The sequence below is a fragment of the Streptomyces sp. NPDC037242 genome (assembly GCF_055604165.1).
In genome coordinates, this window is sequence record NZ_JBVJUY010000025.1 from 55,023 (window position 1) to 80,432 (window position 25,410).

Consider the following 25,410-nt stretch of genomic DNA (forward strand, 5'->3'; position numbering starts at 1 on the left):
AGGAAAAAAAACCAACACAAAACCCCGCCGACGCGATAGCCCTTGCGGATCTGTTCCCCTGCGCTGCTCTTCCCCCCGTCTTGTCTCCCCCCCCCCCCCCGCGACGCCCCCCCACTCCGTCAGCCGACGTTCTTGAGGATGCCAGGCATGGGCGCGGTCGGGCCCATCCGCCGTGCCACCGTCGCCCGGCCGCCGTACGCATGCCGCTCACCGCCACGTTCGCCGCCACTGACTTCGTGAAACGTCGAGCGCCCAGGTGCCGGAGTGAAGGCAAGGCCACGGCTCCCTTGCCTTTGCCGGCCTACGGACCTGGCCGGGATCAGTCCGTGCACCGGCATCCGCACGCATGCAGAGGAACCACATGACCGACACCAATCGAGGCACCACGGACCTCTCACGCCACTGTGAGGCGACCTTGTTCCTGGGACAGTGGATGCGCTCGCCCTCACACATCGGTGCCATCGCGCCCAGTTCCCGGCATCTGGCCCGCGCCGTCACATGCGCCATCCCAGAACGCGGGGACCCCGTCGTCGTGGAACTGGGCCCCGGAACAGGGCCGTTCACCGCAGAGATCCAGCGCAAACTCGCTGGACGCGGCCGTCACCTCGCCGTGGAGATCAATCCGCGCCTCGCCGAGCTCCTTCGCGACCGCTACCCGGCGGCCGAGGTGATCCAGGGCAATGCCGGGGATCTGCGCCAGCTCCTGGACGAACGCGGCGTCGACCAGGCCGACGTGGTGGTGAGCGGCCTGCCCTGGTCCCTCTTCCCCACCACGGTCCAGGAACAACTCATCGAAGAACTGACCGCGGTCCTTGCACCGGAGGGCGCCTTGACGACCTTCGCCTACCGCCACGCTGTCCCCCTGGCCTCCGCCCGCCGTTTCCGCGACCTGCTGGCCGACCGCTTCGAAGAGGTCGTCCCCGGCCGCACCGTCTGGCGGAACTCTCCGCCGGCTTACGTCCTGCACGCCCGCAGGCCCAGGCCGTAACCGGTGCCGTGGCCCTCCTGTGTGTCTGGCGCGGTCAATGGCGAGGGTGCCGCAGGTTCACCTCCTTCAGTCGGGGGCCGATCGACGAAGAGGACGTGTCCGGCGCCGTCGGCGCGGGCGAGGACATGGCTGCGCAGTGTGACGGGATAGTCGTCGCGGGTCTTGAGACGTCTCGCCCACTTGTCGACCTTGTCGGACCGGTCGGACTCGCCGAGGTCAGGCTCCAGGATCGCGATGAGAGCCCCGAGAAGCAGGTCAGGGGCGGGGATCCCGGGCACCGGTCTCGGCTCGGTCACGCTCATGCCCTCCGCCCGCAGCCGGGGCAGCACCCCGGCCCGTGCGAGGGACGACTTCCCGTACCCCGAGGGATGCTGAGCTGCAATTCTCAGTACAACGCCATATACGGCCCTGATATGCAGTCAGCTCTGAGAATATGGCGCCGTTTTTGAGAACCTACACCAGCCGTAGGATCTCCTGGCTCGTGTCCGAGCGCCCAGGCTGTGATCTGCGGATTGTGGGTTTGTTCCATGGCATGGCGGGAGGGTTCTGTCTCATCGTCGTGTCATTTCATCCGAGTGCTTTCCGGGCTGCAGTCGCCACTCGCTTCCCGAATGCCGTGGGTCTCCGTCTCGGGTGATCCGCTCCGATGTCATCGGAACTGGACCAGTCCATGCCTCGGTATCCCTGAAGCTCCTCCGGGTGGGAGCCGTCGGCGCGGGAAGCGCCGCGATCGATCATGGCCACGTGCTGGGGGGCTCGCTGTCCCATAAATGGCGCGGGGTTCTTCCCTCACCAACACTGAAGGGGTCCCGCTCACGACGGCACCCGTGTGCCAGGTCGAGGCAGACCCCGAGTCCCGGCAGGGAGCAGCAGCTGTGTCGGATCTTGAGCAGAACAAGAAGGTTGTCGTCGACTACTTCCAGATGGTGGTCGCTGGGGGGATCGAGAAGGCGATCGCTGACTACCTCGGCCCGGGGTACGTCCAGCACAACCCTGACATGCAGTTCGGCGACGAGGGGTTCATCGAGTTCAACAGGCAGATGCGTAGCGCCTACCCGGAGATCCGCCTGGACATCAAGCGCGTCATCGCCGAGGGGGACATGGTCGTCACCCACTCCCACCTCATCCTCGAACCCGGCAAGCCCGGCCAAGCCCTGGCCGACTTCTTCCGCCTGGAGAACGGCAGGATCGTCGAGCACTGGGACGTCATCCAGGACGTTCCGGAGACTTCCGCCGACTACGTCGGCATGTTCTGAAGGCGATCCCCACGCGTAGTCCTGACCTCGGCCTGCCGTCCAGGCCGGCTGAGCTGGATTCCCGACATTCCGCGGCATGTGACCCGCCATGCACCATCACTATTCGTAACATACAGTGACAATCGGCCGTGCATGGGCGAGTGGTCCATGAGCGCCTCCGGCGCCACCGGATCGAGAGCCGCCAGAACTTCGTCGCCAGTCGTCACAGCCCTGGAAGGAAACACACCATGACGGCGCCCACATCATCACTGCAGTACGACACGTTGTGCCTCCGCCGGCCGGGCCTTACGCGCGACTTGCCGCCCGGGAAGGAAGACCTCCAGTGGGTCTCCAACACCGCCACGCTGATCTACGGTGAGCGCGACGCTGTGGTGGTCGACACGTTCCTCACGGTTGAACAGAACCAACAGCTCGTCAACTGGGTGAAGGCGCACGACCGTCATCTGGCCTACGTCTACATCACGCACGGTCATGGCGACCACGCCTTCGGCGTGAAGCAGCTCCTTGAGGCCTTCCCCCAGGCCAAGGCGGTCTCGACCGCCGCAGTCGTGGCGAAGGCGAGGTCCGAAGGCACGCCGCCCTACTTCGATACCTTCTGGACCGCGCGCTTTCCGGGGCAGGTCCCGGCGCCGCAGGTCTTCCCGGAGGTCCTGGCCGGCGACACGTTCACCCTCGAAGGACACGAGCTGCGGGTGATCGAGACCGGCTACACCGACTGCGAGGGCAGCACCGCGCTGTGGGCGGCGGACCTGCGGCTCGTCGTGGCCGGCGATGTCGCCTACAACGGCATCCACCAGTACATGGGCGAGACCACCACCGCGTCGCGCGAGGAGTGGATGCGCGCCACCGACACGCTCGCCGCGCTCGACCCCGCCTTCGTCGTCGCTGGCCACAAGAAGCCCGACCTGCCCGATGACCCGAAGATCCTGGCCGAGACCAAGCAGTTCCTGGCGGACTTCAACCGGCTCGACGCCGAGACCGAGACTGCGGCCGAACTGTACGAGGCGATGCTCGCGCTGTACCCGAACCGAGCCAACCCGGGCTCGCTGTGGGGCGGATCGAACAGGGCAAAGACCCTCTGACAGAATGGCGCGGCCCGGCGCACCAGGTACCGACGTAGCTGGCCGAGTCGGCTGCGGATCAACCTCCGATACGACGGAGTCGCGCAATCAGGCGCCCGCGTGGACGTGGGCGGCCCACACCGACGGCAGGTTCGGATACTTCGTCCTGAGGTGCCTGACCGTGCGGTGGACCGCCGCCGACGCGCACAACGCACCGGATCGATCCGCGATCAACTCGCGGTAGATCTGCTGACTGAAGGCTGGTGCTACGGCGTCGTCGACGCGCCAGAGCGTGCCGACCACCTGGGAGAACCCGGCTATCTGAAAGGCCGCCAACGGGTGGATCGCCTCGTCGGACAGGCCCGCGGTGGTGCGGGCCGTGTCACAGGCCGATAGGAACGCGAACTCCGCGTTCCGCAGGCGCAGCCGGGAAAGGTCCAGCACCCGAAACGGCGCGTGGTCGTGGTCGTGCAGCGCGAGGTGGCTGTCCGAAGGGTTGTCCGGGTCGCTGTACCCGTGGCAGGCGAAGTGTGCCCAGCCACTGGTCGACAAGGCGTCGAGAACGGCGTCACGAGTCGCGTCCGCTCCGACCAGAACCGTGGCGCCGGGAATGAGAGCGGCCAGGTGGTCGGCTTCGGCCTGTGCGCCAGGCAGGTCCGGGGCGTGCGGAGTGTGCGGCATCGCGACCACCAGCAGCCGCGGCTCGTTCCGGTCGTCGCGGCGGCCCGCGCGGGCGTGGCCCAGAGCGCGGATCGTCGGCGTTGTTGAGGAGACGACGCGGTCGAGGAGCACAGGCCCGCCGTCGCGGTGGTGGCCTGCCGCGTGCAGGGGGAGCAGGCTGAGCGACCCGACCGGGGCCCACCAGATCCTTGGCCACGGACTATCCGCGGCTGGTTGCGCCGTCAGCCCCAGTTCGCCGAGCACAGGGCTCGCGACGGTGTCCCACAGCCATTCGAGCGTGTCATGGATCGTCTGCTCGGCGGCCATCCGCCCCTCCGTGAACGCGGTGTGCAGAGCGCGTACGCGGTGACTCACGCTCTCTTCGCTCAGCCGGTCCAGCGCGCGTGACCGGACCCCGTCCGAAGTGATGATCAGCGCGTCACACCGGTGCCGGCTGACGTTGACGTACACGATCGGGCCCTCGTGCGCCTGCGCGGTGAGATCGGTGAGCAGCGGGGGCTGTAGGAACCGCTCCATCCCGGGCAGCGCGCGGATCCGGTCGGTCACCGCGTCGAGCTCGTCGGCGAGGGCCACGCGGTCGCTCGTGGTGTCGGTTTCGAACTCCGCGGTGAGCGTCCGGAAGCGCTCGGCCAGCGCGGGTGCCCGCTCGTGCAGGTCGGAAAGATCGCCGCGGCTGTCGAGTGCCTGGGCGGCGAGCACGCAGCGCCCGGATTCGAGCAGGGTCACCGCGCTCACCTCGTCGCCGGCGGCCAGCGCGCACGCGGCCGCGTCGGCGGCGACCCCGGCGAACCGGCCGAGCCAGTACTGGGCGTCCTCGCGGCCCAGGCGGCGCCCGGCGAGCCGGGGAAGTAGCCGGACCGCGGCGGCGTACCCCTCGGCGGCCACGTCGAACTGCCCGGCTTCGGCGGCCAGACGACCCCAGCGGTCCCCCGCTTCCGCCCGGCTTTCCGCCGGCGATCCGGCAGACGCTGCGGCCTCCCGGTAGTAGTCGAGTGCCTCGGTGAGCGCATCGGCGTCACCGAGGTGCCGGAAACCGAGCGCCAGCACGTTGGCGACGCAGGTCAGCAAACCCGCCCGGAAATAGGAGTCCTGCTCGGGCCTGCGCGCCGCACTCCGGGCCAGGCTGACCGCCTCTGCGAGGACCTGCGGATCCGGCGGCTCCCGTCGCGCTTCGGCGGGTGCGACCGGGTTCGTGCACCAGTCGCCGAGCGCAGCGGCCAGGTTCGCGGTGTACCCGGGCCAGTGCGGGCTGTCCTGCGGAGTCGCGGCCACGGACGCGCGACGCGCTGCGATCGCGTCCCGCAATGCGTTGCGGTCGCCGAACTTCTCGTACGCCATCTCCAGCACACCGCCGAGATTTGCCAGCCGCACTGCCCGGTCCGGGTCGTCGTCCGCCGTCACATCCGCGGCCGCGCGGTGGGCGTCGATCGCCTCGTCGAGCACGCTCGCCTCGCCCGTCCTGGTGAACCAGTCGGACAGCATGGCGCCGAGATTGGAGAGCCGCTGTGCCTGCCCGGCGACCAGGCTCGCGCCGAGGCGGACGGACTCCCGCGCGAGGCCGACTGCCTCCGACAGCACCTGCAGCTCGCCGGTCACCCGGAACCGGTTGTGCAGCACGACGGCGAGGATCCCGAGTGAACGCGGGTGGTCTCCCTGCCCGGCGGTGGCCTCGGCGGCACGGCGAGCGACGTCGATCGCTTCTATGACGTGGGCCAGGTCTCCGGTCGCGTGGAACAACGCGTTCAGGTTGACGGCGAGGTTGCACATGAACTGGACCTGCAGCGGATGGCCCGCCGGCGTGCAGGCGACCGCCTCCCGCTCGATGGTGACCGCCTCCGCGAGCGCGGCGTGGTCCCCGAACGCTTCACCGCGGGTGGCCAGCGCCGTGGCGAAGTGGTCCAGCCGCACGCCGCGGCGGAGGTGCCCGGCGGGGGTCGCCGCCGCCACCGAGCGCCCGAGCTCGATCGCCCGCTCAAGCAGGGCCGAGTCCCGGGTCTGCTTGAACTCGGCGGCGTACCTGCCGCACATTTCGGCTTGGGTGTCGGCGCGTTCCCCCCCGCCGGGGATCGACTTCGGGCGCTCGCCGGTGAGGGCGGCCCAGGCTCGTTCCGTGGTGGTCAGCTCGACGAGGTTCTGCGAGTGCCGCGGATCGGTGACCGGGGTGTGGGCCACCAGCGTCTGCCGGACCCGGAGCAGTTCGGCCAGATCATCGCGCGCTCCGCGAGCCCGGTAGTGGTCGTCGAGAAGGTACGCGAGGATCTTCAACCGGCCCAGCACGTCGGACGACCCGGCCGGCGTGAGCTCCACCGCTCGCCGCGCGGCGTCGACGGCCTCCTCCATGACACTGGTCTCACGGGTGGCGCGGGACCAGTCGCGCAGGACGGCGGCGAGGAAGTGCAGGCTCCTCGCGGTGAGCACGTCGTCGGGGGAGCACTCGACGGCGGCCCGCGCGTGCTCTACGGCTTCCGCCAGGGGAGCGAGGTCCTTCGTCACGGTGAACGCCGTCCGCAGCGCGACAACGAGGTTACCCAGGTAGAACGCCTTCTGCGTGGACGGTTCCTCGTCGACGGCCGTCCGGCTCCAGTCCAGGGCGTTGGCCAGGGTGCCGCGGTCCTGGTTGTGCTGGAACGCGGTGTGCAGCAGCATGCCGATGTTGTTGGCGTAGCTGGCCGAATCCTCCGGGCTTTCGTACACCAGGAGGTAAGCCTCCGTGACTTTGCGGATGGCTTCCTGCAGGAACTCGAAGTCGCCGGTCTGGTGGTACCGGGTCTGCAGCAGGCCCCCGAGATTGGACAGGATCGAGTGGCGCTCGGCCACGTCCTCGGTGGCCAGCACGGCATGGCCGAGGTCGATCGCCTTCTCGACCGACGCAGGATCCGCGCTGTGCCGGGCCACGTGGAACGCCTCCCAGAACCGCTCGGCCAAGACGTTCGCGGGCCCGCCACCCACGCGTCAGCCCTCGTTGCCGTTCGAGGTGCCGGCCGGGCCGCCGGGCGCCTCGCCCGGCTCGGCGATCGTGCGTTTCGGGGTGTAGCCGCGTTCCGCGGCCTCCTGAAGCAGCGCCGCCTCTTCGGGCGATAGCTCGGGTTCGGGTGAGAGTTCGGGTTCGTGCGCCATCATTGCTCCTCCCCCGGCACGGCCGCCGGTTCTCCGGCTTCGACGAACTCCAGCACGTCGAAGTCTTCCGCCCGCAGCCGCAGGCCCGCCGTCCCGCGCACGCGCGCGCCGAACGCCCCGTCGGCACCCATCGTGCGCGCCGATTCCAGGTACAGCTCGGGCGGGTGGGGGTACGAGGAGGCGTACGACCGGTTGCCGTACCAGCCGCCCGCCCAGTTGCCGTCCTTGAGCCGCACGCGCACGAAGCACGGTTCGCGGTCGCGGAACGCGTGGTCCCAGGCGCTGGGCGTTTGCAGGAACCGAGCCTTGCGCCGCTGCCGATCCACCAGGGAAACGCCAACCGCCGCCACGGCCGGCACGACGAGGAACAGCACCAAGGCGACGAAGCCGACCACTCGCGGCCGTTCCACGAAGCCGTCCCAGCCGCTGCTGGTGCCCCGAGCCAGGCGAACCAGCGCCGGTCCCGCCACCACGGCGTACAGGGCGTCCAGCGCGATCGATGCGACGATCGCCCGCAGCACCCGCTCGCCCAGATCACGCTCACCGGGCACTGGCCCACGGCGGCGTTCCCGGACGAACTGATAGGTGACCCCAGGCAGCACCAGAAGGACGAGTAGCGCGAGCTGCACGACGGTCGCAGGCGCCTGCACTCACCACCCCCATGTCTCGCGGACCCCGTTGAATCAGGCTACTGGCTTGCGTTTCCGCGGTCGGCAGAACAGCCGTTTCCGCGGCTACTGGGAGGCAGCGGCACAGAGCACTACGACGAGTGAATGATCAGAGCGCAACCCACGCTCAAGGGCGGAGCCGGGGGGTGGGGACGTGGATACCAATCCAGTCCCGAGCTGGGTGCCGGGGACCTTCCCACCCACCCCCCATGGCCGCGAGTCCCTCACGAGCTCCGTCCGGCCCATCACTTCGCACCGTATCCCGAGCCACTGACAACGCTGACGGCCGATGAGCGAAGGCCACGAGGCCCCCGGAACAAGTTCGCATGCCCGGCCGGACCAACTCGATTGCCCAGGCGCGCGTCACCCAAGACCAGTGGTCCGCGTGCCCGCGCCGATGCAAAGTACTGCCTCCGGCCCACGCCTGATCAAGGGTCAGGCCGGCGGATCAGCTCCGCGGGCACTCCTGCCGCCGGCCTCCAACCAGTCGGGAGTGTCAGATGAGGACACTCCCGTGCTCCTGACCGAACTACTGCATCCCGGGATCCTCGGATCCCTGGCCGGCGCCGGCCACGGCGCCCGGGTGCTGCTCGCCGACGGCCACTACCCGGCGAGCACCGCCACCGCCGAGCGTGCCCGAACCGTCCACCTCAATCTGGCCCCGGCCTGCTGGACGTCACCACCGTGCTCGACGTCCTGCTGCGCGCCCTGCCGGTCGAGTCGGCCCACGTGATGGTGCCGCCCGAGGGCGAACCGGAGCCCCCCGCCATCGCCGAGTACCGCTCGATGCTGGCGCCCGTCCCGGTCGAGACGCTGGGCCGCTTCGAGTCCTACGACGCCGCCCGCTCGCCCGACCTGGCGCCGGCGATCGTCACCGGCGACGTCCGTACCTACGCCAACCTGCTGCTGACCATCGGCGTTCGCACTGAAGGGACCCTGACGACGCGATGACTCTTGCTGTCCGATACACGGCTGCCCGTACCTTGGACACGGCTGCGGCCGAGGTCCGCCCGCCGGGTCCCGGTGAGGTGGGGCTGGCGCCCGCCTACGTCGGCATCTGCGGCACCGACCTGCACATCTTCCACGGCGACATGGATGGCCGGGTGTCCGCGCCGGCTGTGCTGGGGCACGAGATGTCCGGCCGGGTGGTGCGCGTGGGCCCGGGCGTGGAGGGCTTGGCCGCCCGGAGACGCGGTCACCGTGATGCCGCTGCGGTGGGAAGGCACCTGCCCGGCCTGCCGCGTGGGGCATCAACACGTCTGCCGGCAGCTGGACTTCCTCGGCATCGATTCGCCGGGCGCGATGCAGCAGCGCTGGACCGTGCCCGCCGCCACGCTGGTGCGGCTGCCGGACTCCCTGCCGCTGGACCGCGCCGCACTGGTGGAGCCCACGGCGGTCGCGGTCCACGATGTGGGCCGGGCCCGGGTGGTCGAGGGCGAGAAGGTCGTGGTGGTCGGTGGTGGCCCGGTCGGCGTCCTGATCGCGCTGGTGGCGCGGGCGGCCGGTGCGGAGGTGCGGGTGGCTGAGCCGAGTGCTCACCGGAGGGCGCTCGCAGAGGAGTTGGGGATGGTGACGTTCGATCCGGCCGAGGACGACGTGCCCGCGCTGGTCGAGCAGTGGGCGGAAGGTGCGGGCGCGGACGCGGGCGGTGGGGCAGTGCGGACGATCTGGCGGGTGCGACGGTGTTCCTGGCCTCGGACGCCGCCGCGTACGTCCACGGCACCGTCTTCGCGGTCGACGGAGGGTGGCTGGGCCGGTGACCACCGATCTACCGAAGGGCCACTCCGGTGTTCGGGCAGCCGGTCGGGCTGGTTCGTCCGGTGATCCGGCGGCTGCGCCGACCGGGGTCCCGGTCATGCCGGTGCTGACCGTGGCGGACGTCGCCATGGCCGCCCCGCTCGCCGACGCGCTCGCGGCGGGCGGGGCCCGGTGTGCGGAGGTCACCTTCGGCACACCGGGCGCCGAGCAGGCGCTCGAAGCGATGGCCGCGCACGGCGCACTGACCGTCGGCGCCGGCACCGTGCTCACCCCCCAGCTGGCCGAACGGGCGGTTGCGGCCGGAGCCCGGTTCGTGGTCTCCCCCGGTTTCGACCCGGACGTCGTCGCCGAATGCCGGGAACTGGGAGTCCCCGTCATGCCGGGCATCGCCACCGCAGGCAAGCACGGCTGACTTCGACAGCTACGGCGGCGGCCACGTGGACGGCTACCGGCCGGCCCTCGATCCGGGCTGCGCCAGGCGGTACTTCGATCACGTCGACTTCTACGGGACCACGAAGGCGATCGGGTCCACGTCCGAGCAGATTGTTAACGCTAACAATCTGCTGCGTCAAGCTCATCGTCGCGGGCGTCTCCTCTTCACCATCGCTATATCCAACGGTGATCTCCGGCCACTTGACGCGGTTTCTGTGAGCGTTAACACTCATGTAACGCCAGCCCAGAGCGGCACTCACCCGGGCCTCCGGCGGGGTTCACTCACCCCGCCACCCGGTCCGCCGTACCGACCCCGAGCACAACCGGCCCCCTCCCACCTCGGACCGGTGCTCGACCCCCCGCACGACCCGATCCGAGGCCCCCGCCGAGGTCGCGCCGATCGCGGCATACCACTGGAGGAATTGTGCGGAAGGTTTCGATGGGCCTCGCTGCTGCGGGCCTCACGTTGACTCTGACTGCCTGCGGCCAGAGCGCCAACGGTGTGGGCGACGGAGCGAACGGCGGTGACACCAAGGGTGGTCTCGTCGGTATCGCCATGCCCACCAAGTCGTCGGAGCGCTGGATCAACGACGGCGACAACATGGTCAAGCAGTTCCAGGCCAAGGGCTACAAGACAGACCTGCAGTACGGCGACAACGTCGTCGAGAACCAGGTCGCGCAGATCGAGAACATGATCACGAAGGGCGCCAAGCTGCTGGTGGTGGCCGCGATCGACGGCTCCTCGCTCACCAACGTCCTCCACAGGGCCGCCGACGCGAAGATCCCGGTGATCTCGTACGACCGCCTGATCCGCGGCACCGGGGACGTCGACTACTACGCGACCTTCGACAACTTCAAGGTCGGCGTCCTGCAAGGCACGTACATCGTCGACAAACTGGGCCTCGCGAGCGGCAAGGGCCCCTTCAACGTCGAGCTGTTCGCCGGATCACCGGACGACAACAACGCCACCTTCTTCTTCAAGGGCGCCATGAGCGTGCTCCAGCCGTACGTCGACCAGAAGAAGCTGGTCGTCCAGAGCGGTCAGACCGGCTTCAGCCAGGTCGCCACACTGCGGTGGGACGGCGGTGTCGCCCAGTCCCGGATGGACAACCTGCTGAGCAAGTCGTACACCTCGGCCCGGGTCGACGCGGTGCTCTCCCCGTACGACGGCATCTCCATCGGCATCCTGTCCTCCCTCAAGGGCGTCGGGTACGGCAGCTCGGGCAAGGCGCTGCCCATCGTCACCGGCCAGGACGCCGAGCTGGCCTCGGTGAAGTCCCTCATCGCGGGTGAGCAGACCCAGACCGTCTACAAGGACACCCGCGAACTGGCCAAGGTCGCGGTGCAGATGGGCGACGCCCTGCTCACCGGCGGCAAGCCCGAGGTCAACGACACCAAGCAGTACGAGAACGGGGTCAAGGTCGTCCCGGCGTACCTGCTGCAGCCGGTCAGCGTCGACAAGGAGAACTACCAGAAGGTTCTGGTCGACGGCGGGCAGTACACCGCGGACCAGCTCAAGTAGCCACAGGACAAGCGCACAGGGCCCACATCAGAGCCGGGCGCGTACGGGCGGGACGGTCACCCGACAGGCCCCCGCCCGTACCGCCCCCTGTCGAACGGATGCACCACCATGGCCGGACCCGTCCTCGAGATGCGTTCGATCAGCAAGTCCTTCCCCGGTGTCAAAGCGCTCTCCGACGTCACCCTGAGCGTCGCCCCCGGCGAGGTCCACGCCGTCTGCGGTGAGAACGGCGCCGGGAAGTCCACCCTGATGAAGGTGCTCAGCGGGGTCCACCCGCACGGCTCCTACGAGGGCGAGATCCTCTTCCAGGGCGAGCCCTGCGCCTTCAGGGACATCCGGGCCAGCGAGGAACGCGGCATCGTGATCATCCACCAGGAGCTCGCCCTGGTGCCGTACCTCTCCATCGCGGAGAACATCTTCCTCGGCAACGAGCACGCCAACCGCGGCGGCATCATCAGCTGGAACAAGACGCTCACCCACGCGAGGTCGCTGCTCCAGCGGGTCGGCCTGGACGAGAGCCCGCACACCCGGATCGCCGACATCGGCGTGGGCAAGCAGCAGCTGATCGAGATCGCCAAGGCGCTCGCCAAGAAGGTCAGGCTGCTGATCCTGGACGAGCCCACGGCCGCCCTGAACGACGAGGACAGCCGCAAGCTGCTCGACCTCATTCTGGAGCTCAAGGCCCAGGGCATCTCCTGCATCCTCATCTCGCACAAGCTGGGCGAGATCGCCCAGGTCGCCGACTCCGTCACGATCCTGCGCGACGGCCGGACCATCGAGACCATCGCGGTCGAGGCGGACGGCATCTCCGAAGACCGGATCATCCGGGGCATGGTCGGCCGCGATCTGGAGCACCGGTACCCCGAGCGCACCCCCGAGGTGGGCGAGGTCGCCTTCGCCGTCGAGGACTGGACCGTCCACCACCCGATCGACCATCAGCGCAAGGTCGTCGACGGCGTGTCGCTCGAAGTGCGGCACGGCGAGATCGTCGGCATCGCCGGCCTGATGGGCGCGGGACGCACCGAGCTCGCGATGAGCGTCTTCGGCCGCTCGTACGGGCGCCGTACCGGGGGCCGGGTGCTGCTGGACGGCAAGGAGGTCCGCACGCGCACCGTCCCGGAAGCGATCGGCCACGGCATCGCGTACGTCACCGAGGACCGCAAACACCTCGGGTTGAACCTGATGGACGACATCAGCCGCAACATCTCGCTGAGCGCGCTCGGCAAGGTCGCCCGGCGCGGCTGGGTGAACGAGCACGAGGAGACCCGGGTCGCGGAGTCGTTCCGCAGGACCATGAACATCAAGGCGCCCTCGGTGTTCGCGGAGACCGGGAAGCTCAGCGGCGGCAACCAGCAGAAGGTCGTCCTCAGCAAGTGGATGTTCTCCGAGCCCGAGGTGCTGATCCTCGACGAACCCACCCGGGGCATCGACATCGGCGCCAAGGCCGAGATCTACGAGGTGATCGCCGAGCTCGCGGCCCAGGGCAAAGCGGTTCTGATCATCTCCTCCGAACTCCCCGAACTGCTCGGCATGTGCGACCGCATCTACACGATGACCGAGGGCCGGCTCACCGGTGAGGTGGACCGCGCGGACGCGACCCAGGAATCACTCATGCGCCTCATGACCGTGAGCGCTGCGACCGAGAACGAGCAGGTGTAAGGCATGCCCCAGACAGAGACCACGGACACCACCGACACCACGGAACTCACAACGGGCCTGCCTGCCAAGCCCGGAGGCGGTGGCGGTGTCGCCCCCCTGCTGGTGCGGGCTCTGCGCGGCAACATACGGCAGTACGGCATGCTGGTCGCGCTGGCGCTGATCGTCGTGGTGTTCCAGATCTGGACCGACGGCATCCTGCTCCAGCCGCTCAACGTCACCAACCTGATCCAGCAGAACAGCTACATCCTGATCCTGGCCATCGGCATGATGATCGTGATCATCGCTGGTCACATCGACCTCTCGGTCGGTTCGCTGGCCGCCTTCGTCGGAGCCGCCGCGGCCGTCATGATGGTCAAGCACGACGTGCCGTGGCCGCTCGCGCTGGCCGCCGCACTGCTGATCGGCGCGGCCGCCGGTGCCTGGCAGGGGTTCTGGATCGCGTACGTCGGCATCCCGTCCTTCATCGTCACGCTGGCCGGCATGCTGCTCTTCCGCGGCGGGACGCAGATCGTGCTGCAGGGGCAGTCGGTAGCTCCTTTCCCCAAGGGATTCCAGCAGATCAGCAGCGGCTTCCTGCCGGAGGTCGGACCGCAGACCGACTACCACAACCTGACCCTGCTGCTGGGGCTCGTCGTGCTCGTGGTGGCGGTCCTCCAGGAGGTCCGGGGCCGACGGCAGGCCGCCCGCTACGGCCTCGCCCTGCTCCCGCTCGGCTTCTTCCTGGCCAAGCTGGGCGCGATCGCCGCCGCGGTAGTGGTGTTCACCCTGCTGCTGGCGAGCTACCACGGCTTCCCGATCGTGCTGCTGATCCTCGGCGTGCTGCTGGTCGCCTTCGGGTACCTGATGCGCAACTCCATCCTGGGCCGCCACACCTACGCGATCGGCGGCAACGAGGCCGCGGCGAAGCTGTCGGGCGTCAAGAGCAAGCGGGTCGTCTTCCTCGCCTTCGTCAACATGGGTGTGCTGGCCGCCCTGGCCGGCATGGTCTTCGCGGCGCGTCTGAACGCGGGTACGCCGCAGGCCGGAATCAACTTCGAACTGGAGGCGATCGCCGCCGCGTTCATCGGAGGCGCCTCGGCCTCCGGCGGCGTCGGCACGGTGCTCGGCGCCCTCATCGGGGGCCTGGTGCTCGGCGTGCTCAACAACGGCATGTCGCTGGTCGGCGTCGGCACCGACTACCAGCAGGTCATCAAGGGCCTGGTGCTGCTGGCCGCGGTCGGATTCGACGTCTACAACAAGCGCAAGGCCGGTTCCTGACCTGGTCCGTACGGGTCCGGCCGCGTCCCTCGGGGGCGCGGCCGGACCCCGTTGTCACTGCCGGTGGACGATCCCGACCCCGGTCAACGGTGGTCCGCCGAGAACCGGTAGCCCGTGGTGGAGGGGTATTCCTCCCCCGGGCGTAAGACGCTTGGCCGGCAGAGCAGGATCCGCCCCTGCGTCATGTCGCCGTCGCTCCGCTCCGGCGCAAGTACGGGATGGTCATCGGGCCCTCCGGCAGGACGCACGCGCGGGCGCCCGGACCGGCCGCGGCGAGCGCTTCGGCGACCGTCGCCGAGATGTCGGAGGTCTGCTCGAAGTGGGCCGTCGCCAGGTCGGCGTCGCGGAGGTAGGAGGTGTGCATCACCACGCGGCAGGAGGACTGGATCATCAGGTGACGGGGGTGCGCAGCACGGCGCGGAGCACAGCCGTCTCGTCGGCGGCTCCGGGGTGGTGCAGCGGCTCCACGATCGTGGTGACGGCGGGGTCTACGTCGATGTCGAGCCCGGTCTGACCGTAGGCGGGTCGGACGTTCATGACGGCTCCTTCTCGGCGCCGGACATGGTCGGTTCGTCCAGCCCGTGGATCCGGTTCGCGGTGCCGCCGAAGACCCTGGGCGCGCTCGTGCGGTTCGAGGCCTTGCGTCAATTCGTCTGCTGCGCTGACGAGTTGTGCGTAGAAGGTGGCCACCAGGCAGACCGGCCAGTCGGAGTCGAACATCACGCGTTCGGGCCCGAAGGCGTCGATCAGCGGTTCGGCGGCGGCCAGAGCGAACGACTCCTCGGTCTCGGCGGCATCCGGCACGACCTGCACCAGCACGGTGCGGTCAATGTCCGCCGCACGGGCCTGGGGGACAGGTCGGACGGCCCGAAGTCACGCCGGACGGCTGCCAGTTCCGGTGCGTCGAGCCAGGAGTGCGGGCGCCGGGTCAGGTCCCACACCTGCCCGTCGCCGTCCGGCTCGACACCGCGCCGCGCTCGGTGCGGCTGCAGCCCGCCGGGCAGGAGCTGGCCTGGCAGCACGACGGCGAGTACGTCCACGTACGGGTCACCACCCTGGAAGGGCACGCGATGCTCGTGGTCGAGCACGACTGCCGCGGCAGGGGCCCCTGGGTTCGGGCGCGGGAGCGCCTCGGGCTCCGGGTCAGCCGACGGGCAGCATGGTCGGGTCCGCCATGATCCGGCGGACCGTCGTCAGCGCCGCGCCCAGCAGCGGCCCGCGCCGCCCCAGCACGGACGGGCGCAGCGCCTCCGGGTCCCACGGCCGCACGGTGACCCGGGCGGCCAACTCGGCGCGCACGGACGGGAGCAGCCAGTCGGCGAGTTCGGCGTAGGCGCCGCCGAGGACCAGGCCGTCCGGGTCGATGAGTTCCACGGCCGAGGCGAGGGCGAGGCCCAGCGCCCGCCCGGCGCCGTCCAGCGCCGCCAGGGTGGGCGCGTGCCCGGCAGCCGCGCGCTCGGCCAGCAGGGCGACCGGGTCGCCGGCCGGGGCCGCTCCGGCCCCGGCGGTACCGCCGGGGGCACGGCCGTGCTGCCTGAGGCCGGCCGCACGCAGCACGGCCGCCTCACCCGCGTACTGCTCCAGGCAGCCCCGGGCACCGCAGGCGCACTCGACGCCGTCGGGCTGGATGGGGATGTGCCCGAGTTCACCGGCGAAGCCGCGGGCGCCCCGGAACAAGCGCCCGTCGATGACCAGGGCGGCGCCGATCCCGGTCTCGGCGGAGACGTGGACGAAGGTCTCCACGGCCTGCCCGGCGCTCCAGTACTCGGCCAGCGCCCCGAGGTTCGCCTCGTTCTCCGGTTCGGGCACGGTGTCCGGGTCGGGCCAGTGGTCGGCGAGCCGGATGCCCTGCCAGCCCAGGTTGGGCGCGCGCTCGACCAGTCCGCCGGACCCGTTCGGCACCACCCCGGGCACGGCCAGGACGCGGCCCTCGACCCGCAGTCCGAGGGCGGCGGCCTCGGACTCCACCTCGGCGGCCAGCGCGGCGACCTCCGCCAGTACCAGCCCGGCCGGCCGGCCCGCGTTGGCCCGTTCCACCCGGCGCCACACCCGCGGCTCGCCGCGCAGGTCCACCACGCACGCGCCTAGGTGGGTGACGCCGATCTCCAGACCGACGCCGGCGGGGCCCTCACCGGTCACGGACAGCGCGCGTCCCCGGCGACCGACCCGCCCGTCGGGCGGGCTCTCCGCCTCGGTCAGCGCACCCCGCCCGATCAGCTCGTCGACGAGCGACGAGACGGCCGCCCTGGTCAGGCCGACGCGTCCGGCGACGTCCGCACGGGACAGCGGGCGGGACAGCGAGCCGTGCGCGGCGACCGCGCCGAGGACGACCGAGAGGTTACGCCGCCGCATGTCCTGTAGCGAAGCGGGCCCATTGCCCGCGCTGCCCTTCGCCTTGCCGACCACTGTCACGCGCCGCCCCTCCTACCGGTCCTCGGCCGAAGCTCCCTGCAGGGCCCCGGCCCGACGCAGCGTATCCCCGATCCGCATCAGCGCCTCCTCGTCCCGCTTCACCGGCTCCAGCACCGGGCCCCGCGCCGTCTTCCAGCGGCGTGCGACGGCGTCGGCGGGCTCGCCGGTGAGCAGCGCGGCGGCCTGGGCGGCGGCGCCGAGCGCAACCAGTTCCTGTGCGTCGGGCACCTGGACCGCGCGGCCCGAGAGCCGCAGGACGGTCCGCTGCCAGGTCTGCCCGCGGGCGCCGCCGCCGATCAGGAGCAGCGGCTCGTCGCCCGACGGGTCCGCGCCGCCCGCGCGCAGCACGCCGTCCAGGGCGACGAGCAGGGCGTGGGCGGCGCCGTCGTAGGCGGCCTGCAGCAGCTGCCCCGCAGTGGTGTCGTGGCGCAGCCCGTGGACCAGGCCGGAGGCACCCGGGAGGTCGGGTGTCCGCTCGCCGTCCAGGTAGGGCAGGACCACTGCGGTGCCGCCGTCCTCGACCTCATCGCGGCCGCGTCCGAGCAGGGCGGCGAAGCGGTCGACGGCGAGGGTGCAGTTGAGCGTGCAGGCCAGTGGCAGCCAGCCGCCGAGGGCGTCGGCGAAGCCGGCGACGGTGCCGCTCGGATCGGCGGGCCTGGTCCGGCCCACTGCGTAGACGGTGCCGGAGGTACCGAGGCTCAGCACCGGCTGCCCGGCGAACAGGCCGAGGCCGAGGGCCGCGGCCATGTTGTCGCCTGTGCCGGCGGCCACCGGCGCGCCTTCGCGCAGCGGCGTCCCGGCGCGCACGACACCGGCGCGGTCGCCCGGGGGCAGGACCTCCGGCAGCAGGTCCGGGTCGAGGCCGATCCGGGCGAGGACGTCCCGGTCGTAGCCGTCCGGACCCCACCAGCCGGTTCCCGAGGCGTCGCCCCGGTCGGTGACCGCCTCCCCGGTCAGCCGCTCGGTCAGGAAGTCGTGGGGCAGGCGGACGGCCGCGACCCGGTCGGCGGCGGCGGGCTCGTGGGCGCGCAACCAGGCCCACTTGGGGGCGGTGAAGGCGGCAGTGGGCACGCTGCCGGTGCGGCGGGCGAGTTCCGCGGCGCCGATCGCGGCCTTCAACTCGGCGGCCTGGGGCGCGGAGCGGACGTCGTTCCAGAGGAGCGCCGGGCGGACCGGCGCTCCGGCCGCGTCCAGGGTGACCAGACCGTGCTGCTGGCCGGCGATCGAGACGGCGGCCGCGCGGTCCGCCCAGCCTGTTCCCGCCGCGGCCTCCCCGAGGGCGTCCCACCACTGCTCGGGATCGCTCTCGCGGCCGGCGCCCGTACTGACGGTGTGCGGGGCGCGGCCCCTGCCCAGGACGGTGCCGGTGTCGAGGTCGACGGCGAGCGCCTTGGTGGACTGGGTGGAGCTGTCGAAGCCGATCACGACACGCTGCTCGGGCATGCGTTCCTCCGATGGGGTTCCTTCTGACGTCCCGGCATACTAATTTGTTTAGAGTCATTACAAACACCCCTTCGGCACTGAATCCGGAGCCCCTCCATGTCCAGCGACGCCCTCACCCCCACGCCCGCGCACAAGTTCACCTTCGGTCTGTGGACCGTCGGCTGGCAGGGCCGCGACCCCTTCGGCGACGCGACCCGCCCCGCCCTCGACCCGGTCGAGACCGTGCGGCGACTGGCCGGTCTCGGCGCCTACGGCGTCACCTTCCACGACGACGACCTGATCCCCTTCGGAGCGGGCGAGGCCACCCGCGAGCAGACCGTCAAGCGCTTCCGCACCGCGCTGGACGACGCCGGGCTGAAGGTCCCGATGGCGACCACCAACCTGTTCACCCACCCGGTCTTCAAGGACGGCGCCTTCACCGCCAACGACCGCGACGTACGGCGCTACGCGCTGCGCAAGACGATCCGCAACATCGACCTGGCGGCCGAGCTCGGTGCCTCGGTCTACGTCGCCTGGGGCGGGCGCGAGGGTGCCGAGTCCGGCGCGGCCAAGGACGTGCGCACTGCGCTCGACCGACTGAAGGAGGCCTTCGACCTGCTGGGCGAGTACGTGGAACAGCAGGGCTACGACCTGCGCTTCGCGATCGAGCCCAAGCCCAACGAGCCACGCGGCGACATCCTGCTGCCCACGGTCGGCCACGCCCTGGCGTTCATCAACGCCCTGGAGCGGCCCGATCGGGTCGGTCTCAACCCCGAGGTCGGCCACGAGCAGATGGCCGGGCTCAACTTCCCGCACGGCATCGCCCAGGCCCTGTGGCACGGCAAGCTGTTCCACATCGACCTCAACGGCCAGTCCGGCATCAAGTACGACCAGGACCTGCGCTTCGGCGCCGGAGACCTGCGGCAGGCCTTCTGGCTGGTCGACCTGCTGGAGTCCGCCGGTTACGACGGCCCGCGGCACTTCGACTTCAAGCCGCCGCGCACCGAGGACTTCGACGGCGTCTGGGCCTCGGCGGCCGGCTGCATGCGCAACTACCTGCTGCTGGCCGAGCGTTCCCGCGCCTTCCGGGCCGACCCGGAGGTGCAGGCCGCGCTCACCGCCTCCCGGCTGCCCGACCTCGCCCTCCCCACGGCCGAGGACGGCCTGGCCGGGCTGCTCGCGGACACCGCCGCCTTCGAGGAGTTCGACGTCGACGCCGCCGCCCGGCGCGGCATGGCCTTCGAGCAGCTGGACCAGCTGGCCCTCGAACACCTCCTCGGCGCCCGCTGACCGTACCCACGACGACGGAGCCGGACCGTGCGCGGTGGCACGGTCCGGCTCCGTCGTTGCCCGACCGAGAGCCCGGAGCCGGGGGCTCCGGGGGCCGGCCTCAGGCCGGATGGGGCAGCTCGGCCTCTCGGGTGCCGGCCGGGCTGACGTGCAAGGTGCCGTCCGGGCGGGCGAACAGCGGCACGGTGTGGAAGCCGTGCTGTTCGCGCACCCAGCGCGGGCCGGTGACCCGGTCGCCGGTCAGGACGTTGGCCCACGTCCCCTCGGGCACGTAGTACTCGACCGTGCCGTCCTCGGTGAGAACCGGGGCGCCGAGCAGGTCGTCGCCGAGCGGGTACTGCCGGTCGAGCGTGGCGGCGGCCGGGTCGTCCGGGAACTCCAGCACCATCGCGCGCGTCACCGGGACGCCGGTGGCATGCGCCTGCTGCGCCGCGTACTGGAGGTAGGGGGCGAGGCGGTGCTTGAGCAGGGTGAACTCGCGGGTGACCGCGACGGCCTCCTCCCCGTAGTCCCCCGGCACCCGGTAGGACTTGCTGCCGTGCAGCCGGCTGGGCGAGGAGAGCAGCCCGAACTGGGTCCAGCGCTTGAAGACCGCGGGGGTCGGAGTGCCCTCGAAGCCGCCGATGTCGTGGCTCCAGAAGCCGAAGCCGGACGGGCCGAGGGACAGACCCCCGCGCAGCGACTCCGCCATGGCGTTGAAGTGCGATTCGCAGTCGGCGCCCCCGCGCACCGGGTACTGCTGGCCGCCCGCGGTGGCGGACCGGGCGAACAGGAGCGCCTCCCCCTCCCCGCGCTCCTCCCGGAGCAGCTCGAACACGGCCTGGTTGTACAGGTGGGTGTAGTGGTTGTGCATCCGCTCCGGGTCGGAGCCGTCGTGCCGCTCCACATCGGTGGGCACGCGCTCTCCGGAGCCCTCGCGCATGCCCTCGGCGGACAGCTCGGACTTTGCGCGATGTACGGGTTGATCCACGAGTACTCGCGCATCCAGAAGCAGTCGAGGTGGAAGGCGCTGAGCGGGATGCCGCGTTCGGCCATGCCGCCGACGAAGCGGTTGACGGTGGCCTCGTCGTAGTCGGTGGTGAAGGAGGTGGTCAGCCACGGGCCCAGGGCCCAGGCCGGCGGCAGCCCCGGGCGTCCGGTGAGGGCGGTGTAGCGGGCGAGTACGTCCTTGGGGGTCGGACCGTGGATGACGAAGCGTTCGTTCGCCCACCGTCGTCAGCACCCGGCGCCGCCGGCGGTGAACTCCAGCTGCCACGGCCGGGAGGTGTCCACCCGCAGGGTCAGTTCGCCGGCGCAGAGCTCCGCGACGTCGCCGTCCCGGCGCACCTTCCCGGCGCCCTGCTCGCGCCGGTCCGCCCCCGGCAGCCCTCTGGTGCTCCCCGCCGGCGCAGCCGCGACCCGGTGGGTGGACGGGCTCACCGTCGCGGACGCCACCGTGCTGGCCGAGTACGACCACCCGCACTTCGGCCGCTGGCCCTCCATCGCCACCCGCCCTCACGGCGAGGGCCGGGTGACCTGCGTCGGCACCGTGCCGGGACGTGACCTCGCCAAGGCGCTGGCCGCCTGGCTGGTCCCCGCCGCCACCAGTGGCTGGCGCGACCTGCCCGCGTCCGTCACCGCGACCACCGGGACGGCCCCGGACGGGCGCCGCGTCCACGTGGTGCACAACTGGAGCTGGCAGCCCACCCGGGTCCAGGCACCGGTGCACCTGACGGACGTGCTCGACGGCGCCTCGGTGCCCGCCGGCGGCTCGGTCTCTCTCGGCGCCTGGGACGTGCGGGTCTTCGTCGCGTCCTGAGCACGCCGGGGCGACGGGGCTCGGCCGAAGAATTTCCCGCTGGGCGGCAACCTCCGCCGCGACGGCGGCAACTGTTCGTGCCGGATCGGCAACCTTTTCGTCTTCGGCGGCAACCGAGTGGTGCAGCGTCGACTGGATCTACCGAATTGGATGGGCATGAGGGCAACGAAGCACGCCGACCCGCGGGCGCGGCGAAGGCAAGGACTGGTCGAGAGCATTCCGGTGGCACTGGTGGCCGTCGGGGCGCTGATCGGCCTGGCCGTCGCGTTCCTCATGGGGAACGGTGGCGGCGCCGCCACCGGCGCCCCGGCTGGAGCCAGACCCTCGGCGCCGCCGTCGTCGGCCACCAGCCCCCCGCCCTCGGCCACCGGCGCCCCGACGCCGTCGGCCGCACCGACGCCCACGCCCACCCCCACGACGCACCCTTCGGCCTCCTCCGCCGGCCCGTCCCCCTCGCCCGCCACCAGCAGCGCCCGTACGGTGCCGTCCACCGCCTCCCTGGCCGGGCGGATCAAACCGGGGACGAGCTACCCGGGTGTCGCCACGTCCTACGACGCGGCCGACGGCAACGGCGCCTGCTCGTTCGGCCCGTCCGGGGACCTCATGGTCGCGGCGATGAACCACACCGACTACGAGTCGTCCGGTGCCTGCGGGGCGTACGTACTCGTCCGCGCCGCGGGCGGGGCGAGCATCACGGTGCGGATCGTCAACGAGTGCCCGCTGCCCTGCGCGCCCGGTCAGCTCGACCTGAGCCACGAGGCCTTCGGCAAGCTCGCCGAGCTCTCGGTGGGCCGGCTCCCGATCACCTGGACGCTGCTGAGCCCCGCCACGGCGGCGGACACCATGTCGATCCGGTACAAGACAGGGTCCAGCCAGTGGTGGTGCGGGATCCAGGTGATCGGTCACCGCAACCCGGTGGCCACGCTGGAGGTGCGGACCGGCGGCGGCTGGCAGCGGTTGTCCCGTACCGACTACAACTACTTCCTCTCCCCCGCCGGCAACGGGTGCGGTGGGGCGATCAGGGTCACCGACATCTACGGAGAGCGACTGACCGTCGACGCGATCGCGTTGAAGCCCGACGCCGTCCAGCCGACCCGCGTCCAGTTCGCCCGGCATTGACCGCGCCGCCGCGGAGGGGGACGCTGCTAGGCTCACACCGATTGTTTAACGTTCACATTTTAGGGAGAGGGCGAACGGCGGGAAATGCTCCTCGACGACACGTCCGCGGAATTCCACGACTTCTTCGACCGCCACTACGCCGAACTCGCCCGTCTCGCCCACCTCCTGACCGGCGAGGCGGACGCGGCTGACGACCTCGCCTCGGACGCGCTGATCGCGCTGTGGCAACGCTGGGACCGGCTCCGCGCGGCCGACCACCCGATCGCCTACGCCCGCGGGGTGGTCGCCAACATGGCCCGGGAGCGGAGCCGCAGTGCGGTCCGCGAACGGCGCCGGGTCCTGCTGTTCTGGACCCGCAGCCCCGAGAAGACCGACGGACCGGACGTGGCTGCCGTGCTGGACGTCCGTGCGGCGCTCGCCCGGCTACCGTTCCGCAAGCGGGCATGCGTGGTGCTGCGGCACGCCTTCGACCTCTCGGAGAAGGACACCGCCGTGGCGCTGGGCATATCGGTCGGTACGGTGAAGAGCCAGACCTCGAAGGGGATGGCCGAGCTGGAGAGAGCACTCGGCGCACGAGCGGTCGGCGAACTGGCGACAGGAGGGAGGAACCGGTGAACGAACCGGTGAACGAGCACATCGCCCGGCAACTGCGCGAGGCCGCCGAGGCCCACCGGCCCGACCGCGCACGGATGCTGGCCAGCGTGCAGCGCGGCGCGGCCGCTCCCGCCGTCCGTCATCGCACACGATCCGGCCTGCGGTCATGGCCCAGGGGCGCCCTCGCCGGCCTGGCCACCGCCTGCGTCCTGGCCACCGGCGGACTCGCCGCGGCCGGCATCGTCCAGACCCCGCCACCGTCGGACAGCACACCGGCCACACCCTCACCGACGGCCACACCGACGCCGACGCGCTCCGCTCCCCCGGCCGCCGCCCCGGGACCGGCGACCACCGCGCCGCCCACCGGCACCCTGGCTCGGCCCCGCCCGACCCCGTCGGCGAGCGGCCGGGCCCAGAACGGCCCGCTGTGGTCGGAGGGGTCGATCGACCCGCACAGCACCGTCTACTGGGCCCAGAGCAACCTCACCCTCAGGACCACTCAGCCGCTCACCTCGCTCACCGTCGAACTGCGCATCGTGCAGACCGGCGGCGTGCGCGACACCGGCAACTGGCGGACCCTGCCCGGCGACGACTTCACCGTCACCGTTCAGGAGACCGGTGGCGCGCTGGTCTACCGCTGGGCACTCAAACCGGGCCGTACCGTCCCGGCCGGACAGCACGAGTTCGCCGGCCAGTACAACCACTCCACCGGCGTGCGCGGTACCGCGCAGGACGGCTACCGCGTCGACGCCCAGTCCGAGCGCGGCTCCGTGTCCGTCTGGGGAGGTTTCCCTCCGAGCCGTTGATCCGGGCGGGCTCGGCCTTCCGCCGAGCCCGCCCGTGTCACGTCGTCAGCGCTGCCGTGTCAGCAGAGCTGGCCGGTAGGGCCATTGGCTGTAGTCGCCGCCGGAGTTGGGGTCGCGTCCCTGGTAGAGGAACTGCAGGTTGCAGGGATCGACGGTGAAGGTCTGATCGGCGGTGGTGCGGATCAGTTCGCCATGGCTGATGTCGTTGGTCCAGGTGGCGCCGCTGTTGGCCTTGCCGGCGAAGGGGTTGCCCTCGGTCGCGGCCTGGGGCGTCCACGAGCCGTTCAGACTGGTGGCCGTGAACGAGCGGAAGTACCGGCCCTGCGATCCGATCGCCTCGACGATCATGAGGTAGCGGTCCTGGCCCTGGAGTTTGTAGACCTGCGGGGCTTCGAACAGGTTGTTCGTCGTGTCGCTCATGACCACGGTCGAGCTTGAGCCGAAGCTGCCCGGGAAGTTCCCGATGGGCATGCTGGCCCGGTAGATCTTGCCGTTGTCACCGGCGAAGAACAGGTACATGTTCGTGCCGTCGCCGATGAGCGTCTGGTCGATGGGTCCCGTTCCGGAGTCGGCGATGCTTCCGGAGAAGAGCACCTGCTGTGACGACCAGCCGTTGGGGTTGGTCGGGTCGCTCGACGTGCGGTAGGAGAAGGCGCTTCCGCCTCCCCACTGGTAGGCGAGCACCCAGATGTTCTTCGGTGCGAAGTAGAAGAGCGTGGGCGCGACGGCGGAGTTCGACATGGAGTTCTGGCTGGCCGAGGCCATCTCCGACCAGTTGCCGAACTGGCCGAAGTTCATCGAGCCCCAGCCCGTTCCGGGCCCCGCGCCGTGCGTCGTCGCATAGACGAGCTGCTTGCCGTTGTAGGGGGCGACGGTGAAGTCCTTGAGCGACGCCCACCCGGCCTTGGGCTGCGCCAGTGCGCCGGTCGAGGTCCAGCGGTACGTCGACGGAAGGTCGCACCCGCCGGGGTTGCCGGCACCGACCTTGACGAGCTGCCACTGCTGGTTGGTGCCGCCCCAGTCGTCGTACTGGACCACGTTCGCGTTGTCCGCGGTGGACCCGCCCTGCACTTCGAGGGCCTTGCTGCTGTGGCGCGCGAGGAACCTCACGTAGCCGTCCGAGCTGTCGGCCAGGCGCCACTGCTGGTTGGTCCCGTTCGCGTCGGCCCACTGGACGATCGAGGCGCCGTTCGCGGTGGACCGGCCCTGGACGTCCAGCACCTTGCCGGAGTGTCGGGACTTGATGCGGTAGTAACCGTCACCGGAGTCGACGAACTGCCACTGCTGCTGGCTCTGATCGTTCCTGGTCCACTGGGTGATGCGGGCGCCGTCGTTGGTCGCCAGGTTGTAGACGTCCAGGGCTTTGCCGCTGTTGCGGTTGACCAGCACGTACGAGGCGTTGGTGTCGATGACCGGCGCCGCGTCGGCGGGCTGGACGACAAGGAAGGTGGTCAGGAGCAGCAAGGGCGCGAGGACTGCGAGCAGGCGTCGTCTCAGGTGGACCGGGGATGGTTGGCGAAGCAACATCGGAAGAGCTCCTTCGGGGGGTGGGGGTGAGGTGACCCCGGCG

At 70.8% G+C, this 25,410-nt stretch carries 24 protein-coding genes and 3 pseudogenes; 17 read left to right on the forward strand and 10 right to left on the reverse strand.

Annotated features, from left to right (window positions below; genetic code table 11):
- The first annotated feature begins 433 nt into the window (after positions 1-433).
- From ACZ7GJ_RS26705 to ACZ7GJ_RS26715, 3 genes are all read left to right on the forward strand, one after another.
- Complete coding sequence (locus ACZ7GJ_RS26705; RefSeq protein ID WP_470755391.1) at positions 434-988, forward strand: class I SAM-dependent methyltransferase; 555 nt, start codon at positions 434-436, stop codon at positions 986-988.
- An 875-nt stretch (positions 989-1,863) separates the two neighbouring features.
- On the forward strand, positions 1,864-2,244 hold the full coding sequence (locus tag ACZ7GJ_RS26710; protein ID WP_470755393.1) for a nuclear transport factor 2 family protein: 381 nt from the start codon (positions 1,864-1,866) through the stop codon (positions 2,242-2,244).
- Positions 2,245-2,471: 227 nt separating this feature from the next.
- Positions 2,472-3,326 carry an MBL fold metallo-hydrolase gene (locus tag ACZ7GJ_RS26715; RefSeq protein ID WP_470755395.1) on the forward strand — a complete coding sequence of 285 codons (855 nt, stop codon included), beginning with the start codon at positions 2,472-2,474 and terminating at the stop codon, positions 3,324-3,326.
- A gap of 87 nt (positions 3,327-3,413) precedes the next feature.
- Here ACZ7GJ_RS26715 and ACZ7GJ_RS26720 read toward each other — a convergent pair whose 3' ends face one another.
- From ACZ7GJ_RS26720 to ACZ7GJ_RS26730, 3 genes are read right to left on the reverse strand one after another with little or no spacing between them, the layout of a single operon-like run.
- On the reverse strand, positions 3,414-6,935 hold the full coding sequence (locus tag ACZ7GJ_RS26720; protein ID WP_470755397.1) for a CHAT domain-containing protein: 3,522 nt from the start codon (positions 6,933-6,935) through the stop codon (positions 3,414-3,416).
- Between the two features lie 3 nt (positions 6,936-6,938).
- Positions 6,939-7,106 (reverse strand): hypothetical protein, encoded by a 168-nt coding sequence (locus ACZ7GJ_RS26725; protein ID WP_470755398.1) that lies wholly within the window; start codon positions 7,104-7,106, stop codon positions 6,939-6,941.
- Positions 7,103-7,753, reverse strand: a complete 651-nt coding sequence (locus tag ACZ7GJ_RS26730; RefSeq protein WP_470755400.1) for a DUF6338 family protein — start codon at positions 7,751-7,753, stop codon at positions 7,103-7,105. Before ACZ7GJ_RS26730 ends, ACZ7GJ_RS26725 begins: the two co-directional genes overlap by 4 nt.
- Positions 7,754-8,168: 415 nt before the next feature.
- Here ACZ7GJ_RS26730 and ACZ7GJ_RS26735 point away from each other — a divergent pair, with 415 nt between their 5' ends.
- The 8 genes and pseudogenes from ACZ7GJ_RS26735 to mmsB all read left to right on the forward strand — a co-directional run bounded on the left by ACZ7GJ_RS26735 (position 8,169) and on the right by mmsB (position 14,399).
- Positions 8,169-8,504, forward strand: a complete 336-nt coding sequence (locus ACZ7GJ_RS26735; RefSeq protein ID WP_470755402.1) for an RbsD/FucU domain-containing protein — start codon at positions 8,169-8,171, stop codon at positions 8,502-8,504.
- Positions 8,456-8,722, forward strand: a complete 267-nt coding sequence (locus ACZ7GJ_RS26740; RefSeq protein ID WP_470755403.1) for an RbsD/FucU domain-containing protein — start codon at positions 8,456-8,458, stop codon at positions 8,720-8,722. The genes ACZ7GJ_RS26735 and ACZ7GJ_RS26740 overlap by 49 nt, the downstream gene beginning before the upstream one ends.
- Positions 8,719-9,412 (forward strand): annotated as a pseudogene (locus tag ACZ7GJ_RS26745) (zinc-dependent alcohol dehydrogenase); the annotation flags it as partial. The gene ACZ7GJ_RS26740 and the pseudogene ACZ7GJ_RS26745, both read left to right, overlap by 4 nt.
- Positions 9,413-9,414: 2 nt before the next feature.
- A pseudogene (locus ACZ7GJ_RS26750) lies at positions 9,415-9,531 on the forward strand (SDR family oxidoreductase); the annotation flags it as partial.
- Between the two features lie 95 nt (positions 9,532-9,626).
- A complete protein-coding gene (locus ACZ7GJ_RS26755) occupies positions 9,627-9,941 on the forward strand; it encodes a hypothetical protein (protein ID WP_470755405.1) in 315 nt (104 codons plus the stop codon).
- A gap of 459 nt (positions 9,942-10,400) precedes the next feature.
- Positions 10,401-11,483: a multiple monosaccharide ABC transporter substrate-binding protein gene (gene chvE / locus ACZ7GJ_RS26760; RefSeq protein WP_470755406.1), complete on the forward strand. Its 1,083-nt coding sequence runs from the start codon at positions 10,401-10,403 to the stop codon at positions 11,481-11,483.
- 108 nt (positions 11,484-11,591) lie between these two features.
- The gene (gene mmsA / locus ACZ7GJ_RS26765; RefSeq protein WP_470755408.1) at positions 11,592-13,142 is read left to right on the forward strand and encodes a multiple monosaccharide ABC transporter ATP-binding protein; all 1,551 of its coding nucleotides are present in this window, start codon (positions 11,592-11,594) and stop codon (positions 13,140-13,142) included.
- 3 nt (positions 13,143-13,145) lie between these two features.
- Positions 13,146-14,399, forward strand: coding sequence for a multiple monosaccharide ABC transporter permease (mmsB, locus tag ACZ7GJ_RS26770; protein WP_470755410.1), 1,254 nt, complete (start codon positions 13,146-13,148; stop codon positions 14,397-14,399).
- A 181-nt stretch (positions 14,400-14,580) separates the two neighbouring features.
- Here the strand turns inward: mmsB and ACZ7GJ_RS26775 are convergent, their stop codons facing one another.
- Positions 14,581-14,790 (reverse strand): hypothetical protein, encoded by a 210-nt coding sequence (locus ACZ7GJ_RS26775; RefSeq protein ID WP_470755412.1) that lies wholly within the window; start codon positions 14,788-14,790, stop codon positions 14,581-14,583.
- Positions 14,790-15,218, reverse strand: a complete 429-nt coding sequence (locus ACZ7GJ_RS26780; protein ID WP_470755413.1) for an amidohydrolase family protein — start codon at positions 15,216-15,218, stop codon at positions 14,790-14,792. The genes ACZ7GJ_RS26775 and ACZ7GJ_RS26780 overlap by 1 nt, the downstream gene beginning before the upstream one ends.
- 95 nt (positions 15,219-15,313) lie before the next feature.
- Here ACZ7GJ_RS26780 and ACZ7GJ_RS26785 point away from each other — a divergent pair, with 95 nt between their 5' ends.
- Positions 15,314-15,577, forward strand: coding sequence for a hypothetical protein (locus ACZ7GJ_RS26785; RefSeq protein WP_470755415.1), 264 nt, complete (start codon positions 15,314-15,316; stop codon positions 15,575-15,577).
- On the opposite strand, the gene ACZ7GJ_RS26790 is transcribed toward ACZ7GJ_RS26785, so the two are convergent.
- A complete protein-coding gene (locus tag ACZ7GJ_RS26790; protein WP_470755492.1) occupies positions 15,543-16,751 on the reverse strand; it encodes an ROK family transcriptional regulator in 1,209 nt (402 codons plus the stop codon). The genes ACZ7GJ_RS26785 and ACZ7GJ_RS26790 overlap by 35 nt on opposite strands.
- A gap of 72 nt (positions 16,752-16,823) precedes the next feature.
- On the reverse strand, positions 16,824-18,254 hold the full coding sequence (gene xylB / locus ACZ7GJ_RS26795; RefSeq protein ID WP_470755417.1) for a xylulokinase: 1,431 nt from the start codon (positions 18,252-18,254) through the stop codon (positions 16,824-16,826).
- Between the two features lie 96 nt (positions 18,255-18,350).
- Here xylB and xylA point away from each other — a divergent pair, with 96 nt between their 5' ends.
- Entirely contained in the window at positions 18,351-19,523 is a 1,173-nt protein-coding gene (gene xylA, locus ACZ7GJ_RS26800) for a xylose isomerase (protein ID WP_470755420.1), read from the forward strand.
- A 151-nt stretch (positions 19,524-19,674) separates the two neighbouring features.
- On the opposite strand, the pseudogene ACZ7GJ_RS26805 reads toward xylA, so the two are convergent.
- Positions 19,675-20,723 (reverse strand): annotated as a pseudogene (locus tag ACZ7GJ_RS26805) (TIM-barrel domain-containing protein); the annotation flags it as partial.
- Between the two features lie 15 nt (positions 20,724-20,738).
- Positions 20,739-20,942, reverse strand: a complete 204-nt coding sequence (locus ACZ7GJ_RS26810) for a hypothetical protein (protein WP_470755424.1) — start codon at positions 20,940-20,942, stop codon at positions 20,739-20,741.
- On the opposite strand from ACZ7GJ_RS26810, the gene ACZ7GJ_RS26815 reads away from it, so the two are divergent.
- The 4 genes from ACZ7GJ_RS26815 to ACZ7GJ_RS26830 all read left to right on the forward strand — a co-directional run bounded on the left by ACZ7GJ_RS26815 (position 20,929) and on the right by ACZ7GJ_RS26830 (position 23,840).
- Positions 20,929-21,321 carry a hypothetical protein gene (locus tag ACZ7GJ_RS26815; protein WP_470755426.1) on the forward strand — a complete coding sequence of 131 codons (393 nt, stop codon included), beginning with the start codon at positions 20,929-20,931 and terminating at the stop codon, positions 21,319-21,321. The genes ACZ7GJ_RS26810 and ACZ7GJ_RS26815 overlap by 14 nt on opposite strands.
- A gap of 156 nt (positions 21,322-21,477) precedes the next feature.
- Positions 21,478-22,440 carry an expansin EXLX1 family cellulose-binding protein gene (locus ACZ7GJ_RS26820; protein WP_470755430.1) on the forward strand — a complete coding sequence of 321 codons (963 nt, stop codon included), beginning with the start codon at positions 21,478-21,480 and terminating at the stop codon, positions 22,438-22,440.
- An 84-nt stretch (positions 22,441-22,524) separates the two neighbouring features.
- Complete coding sequence (locus ACZ7GJ_RS26825) at positions 22,525-23,055, forward strand: SigE family RNA polymerase sigma factor (RefSeq protein WP_470755432.1); 531 nt, start codon at positions 22,525-22,527, stop codon at positions 23,053-23,055.
- Positions 23,056-23,063: 8 nt separating this feature from the next.
- Positions 23,064-23,840, forward strand: coding sequence for a hypothetical protein (locus tag ACZ7GJ_RS26830; protein WP_470755493.1), 777 nt, complete (start codon positions 23,064-23,066; stop codon positions 23,838-23,840).
- A 45-nt stretch (positions 23,841-23,885) separates the two neighbouring features.
- On the opposite strand, the gene ACZ7GJ_RS26835 is transcribed toward ACZ7GJ_RS26830, so the two are convergent.
- On the reverse strand, positions 23,886-25,367 hold the full coding sequence (locus ACZ7GJ_RS26835; protein ID WP_470755436.1) for a non-reducing end alpha-L-arabinofuranosidase family hydrolase: 1,482 nt from the start codon (positions 25,365-25,367) through the stop codon (positions 23,886-23,888).
- Between the last annotated feature and the right edge of the window lie 43 nt (positions 25,368-25,410).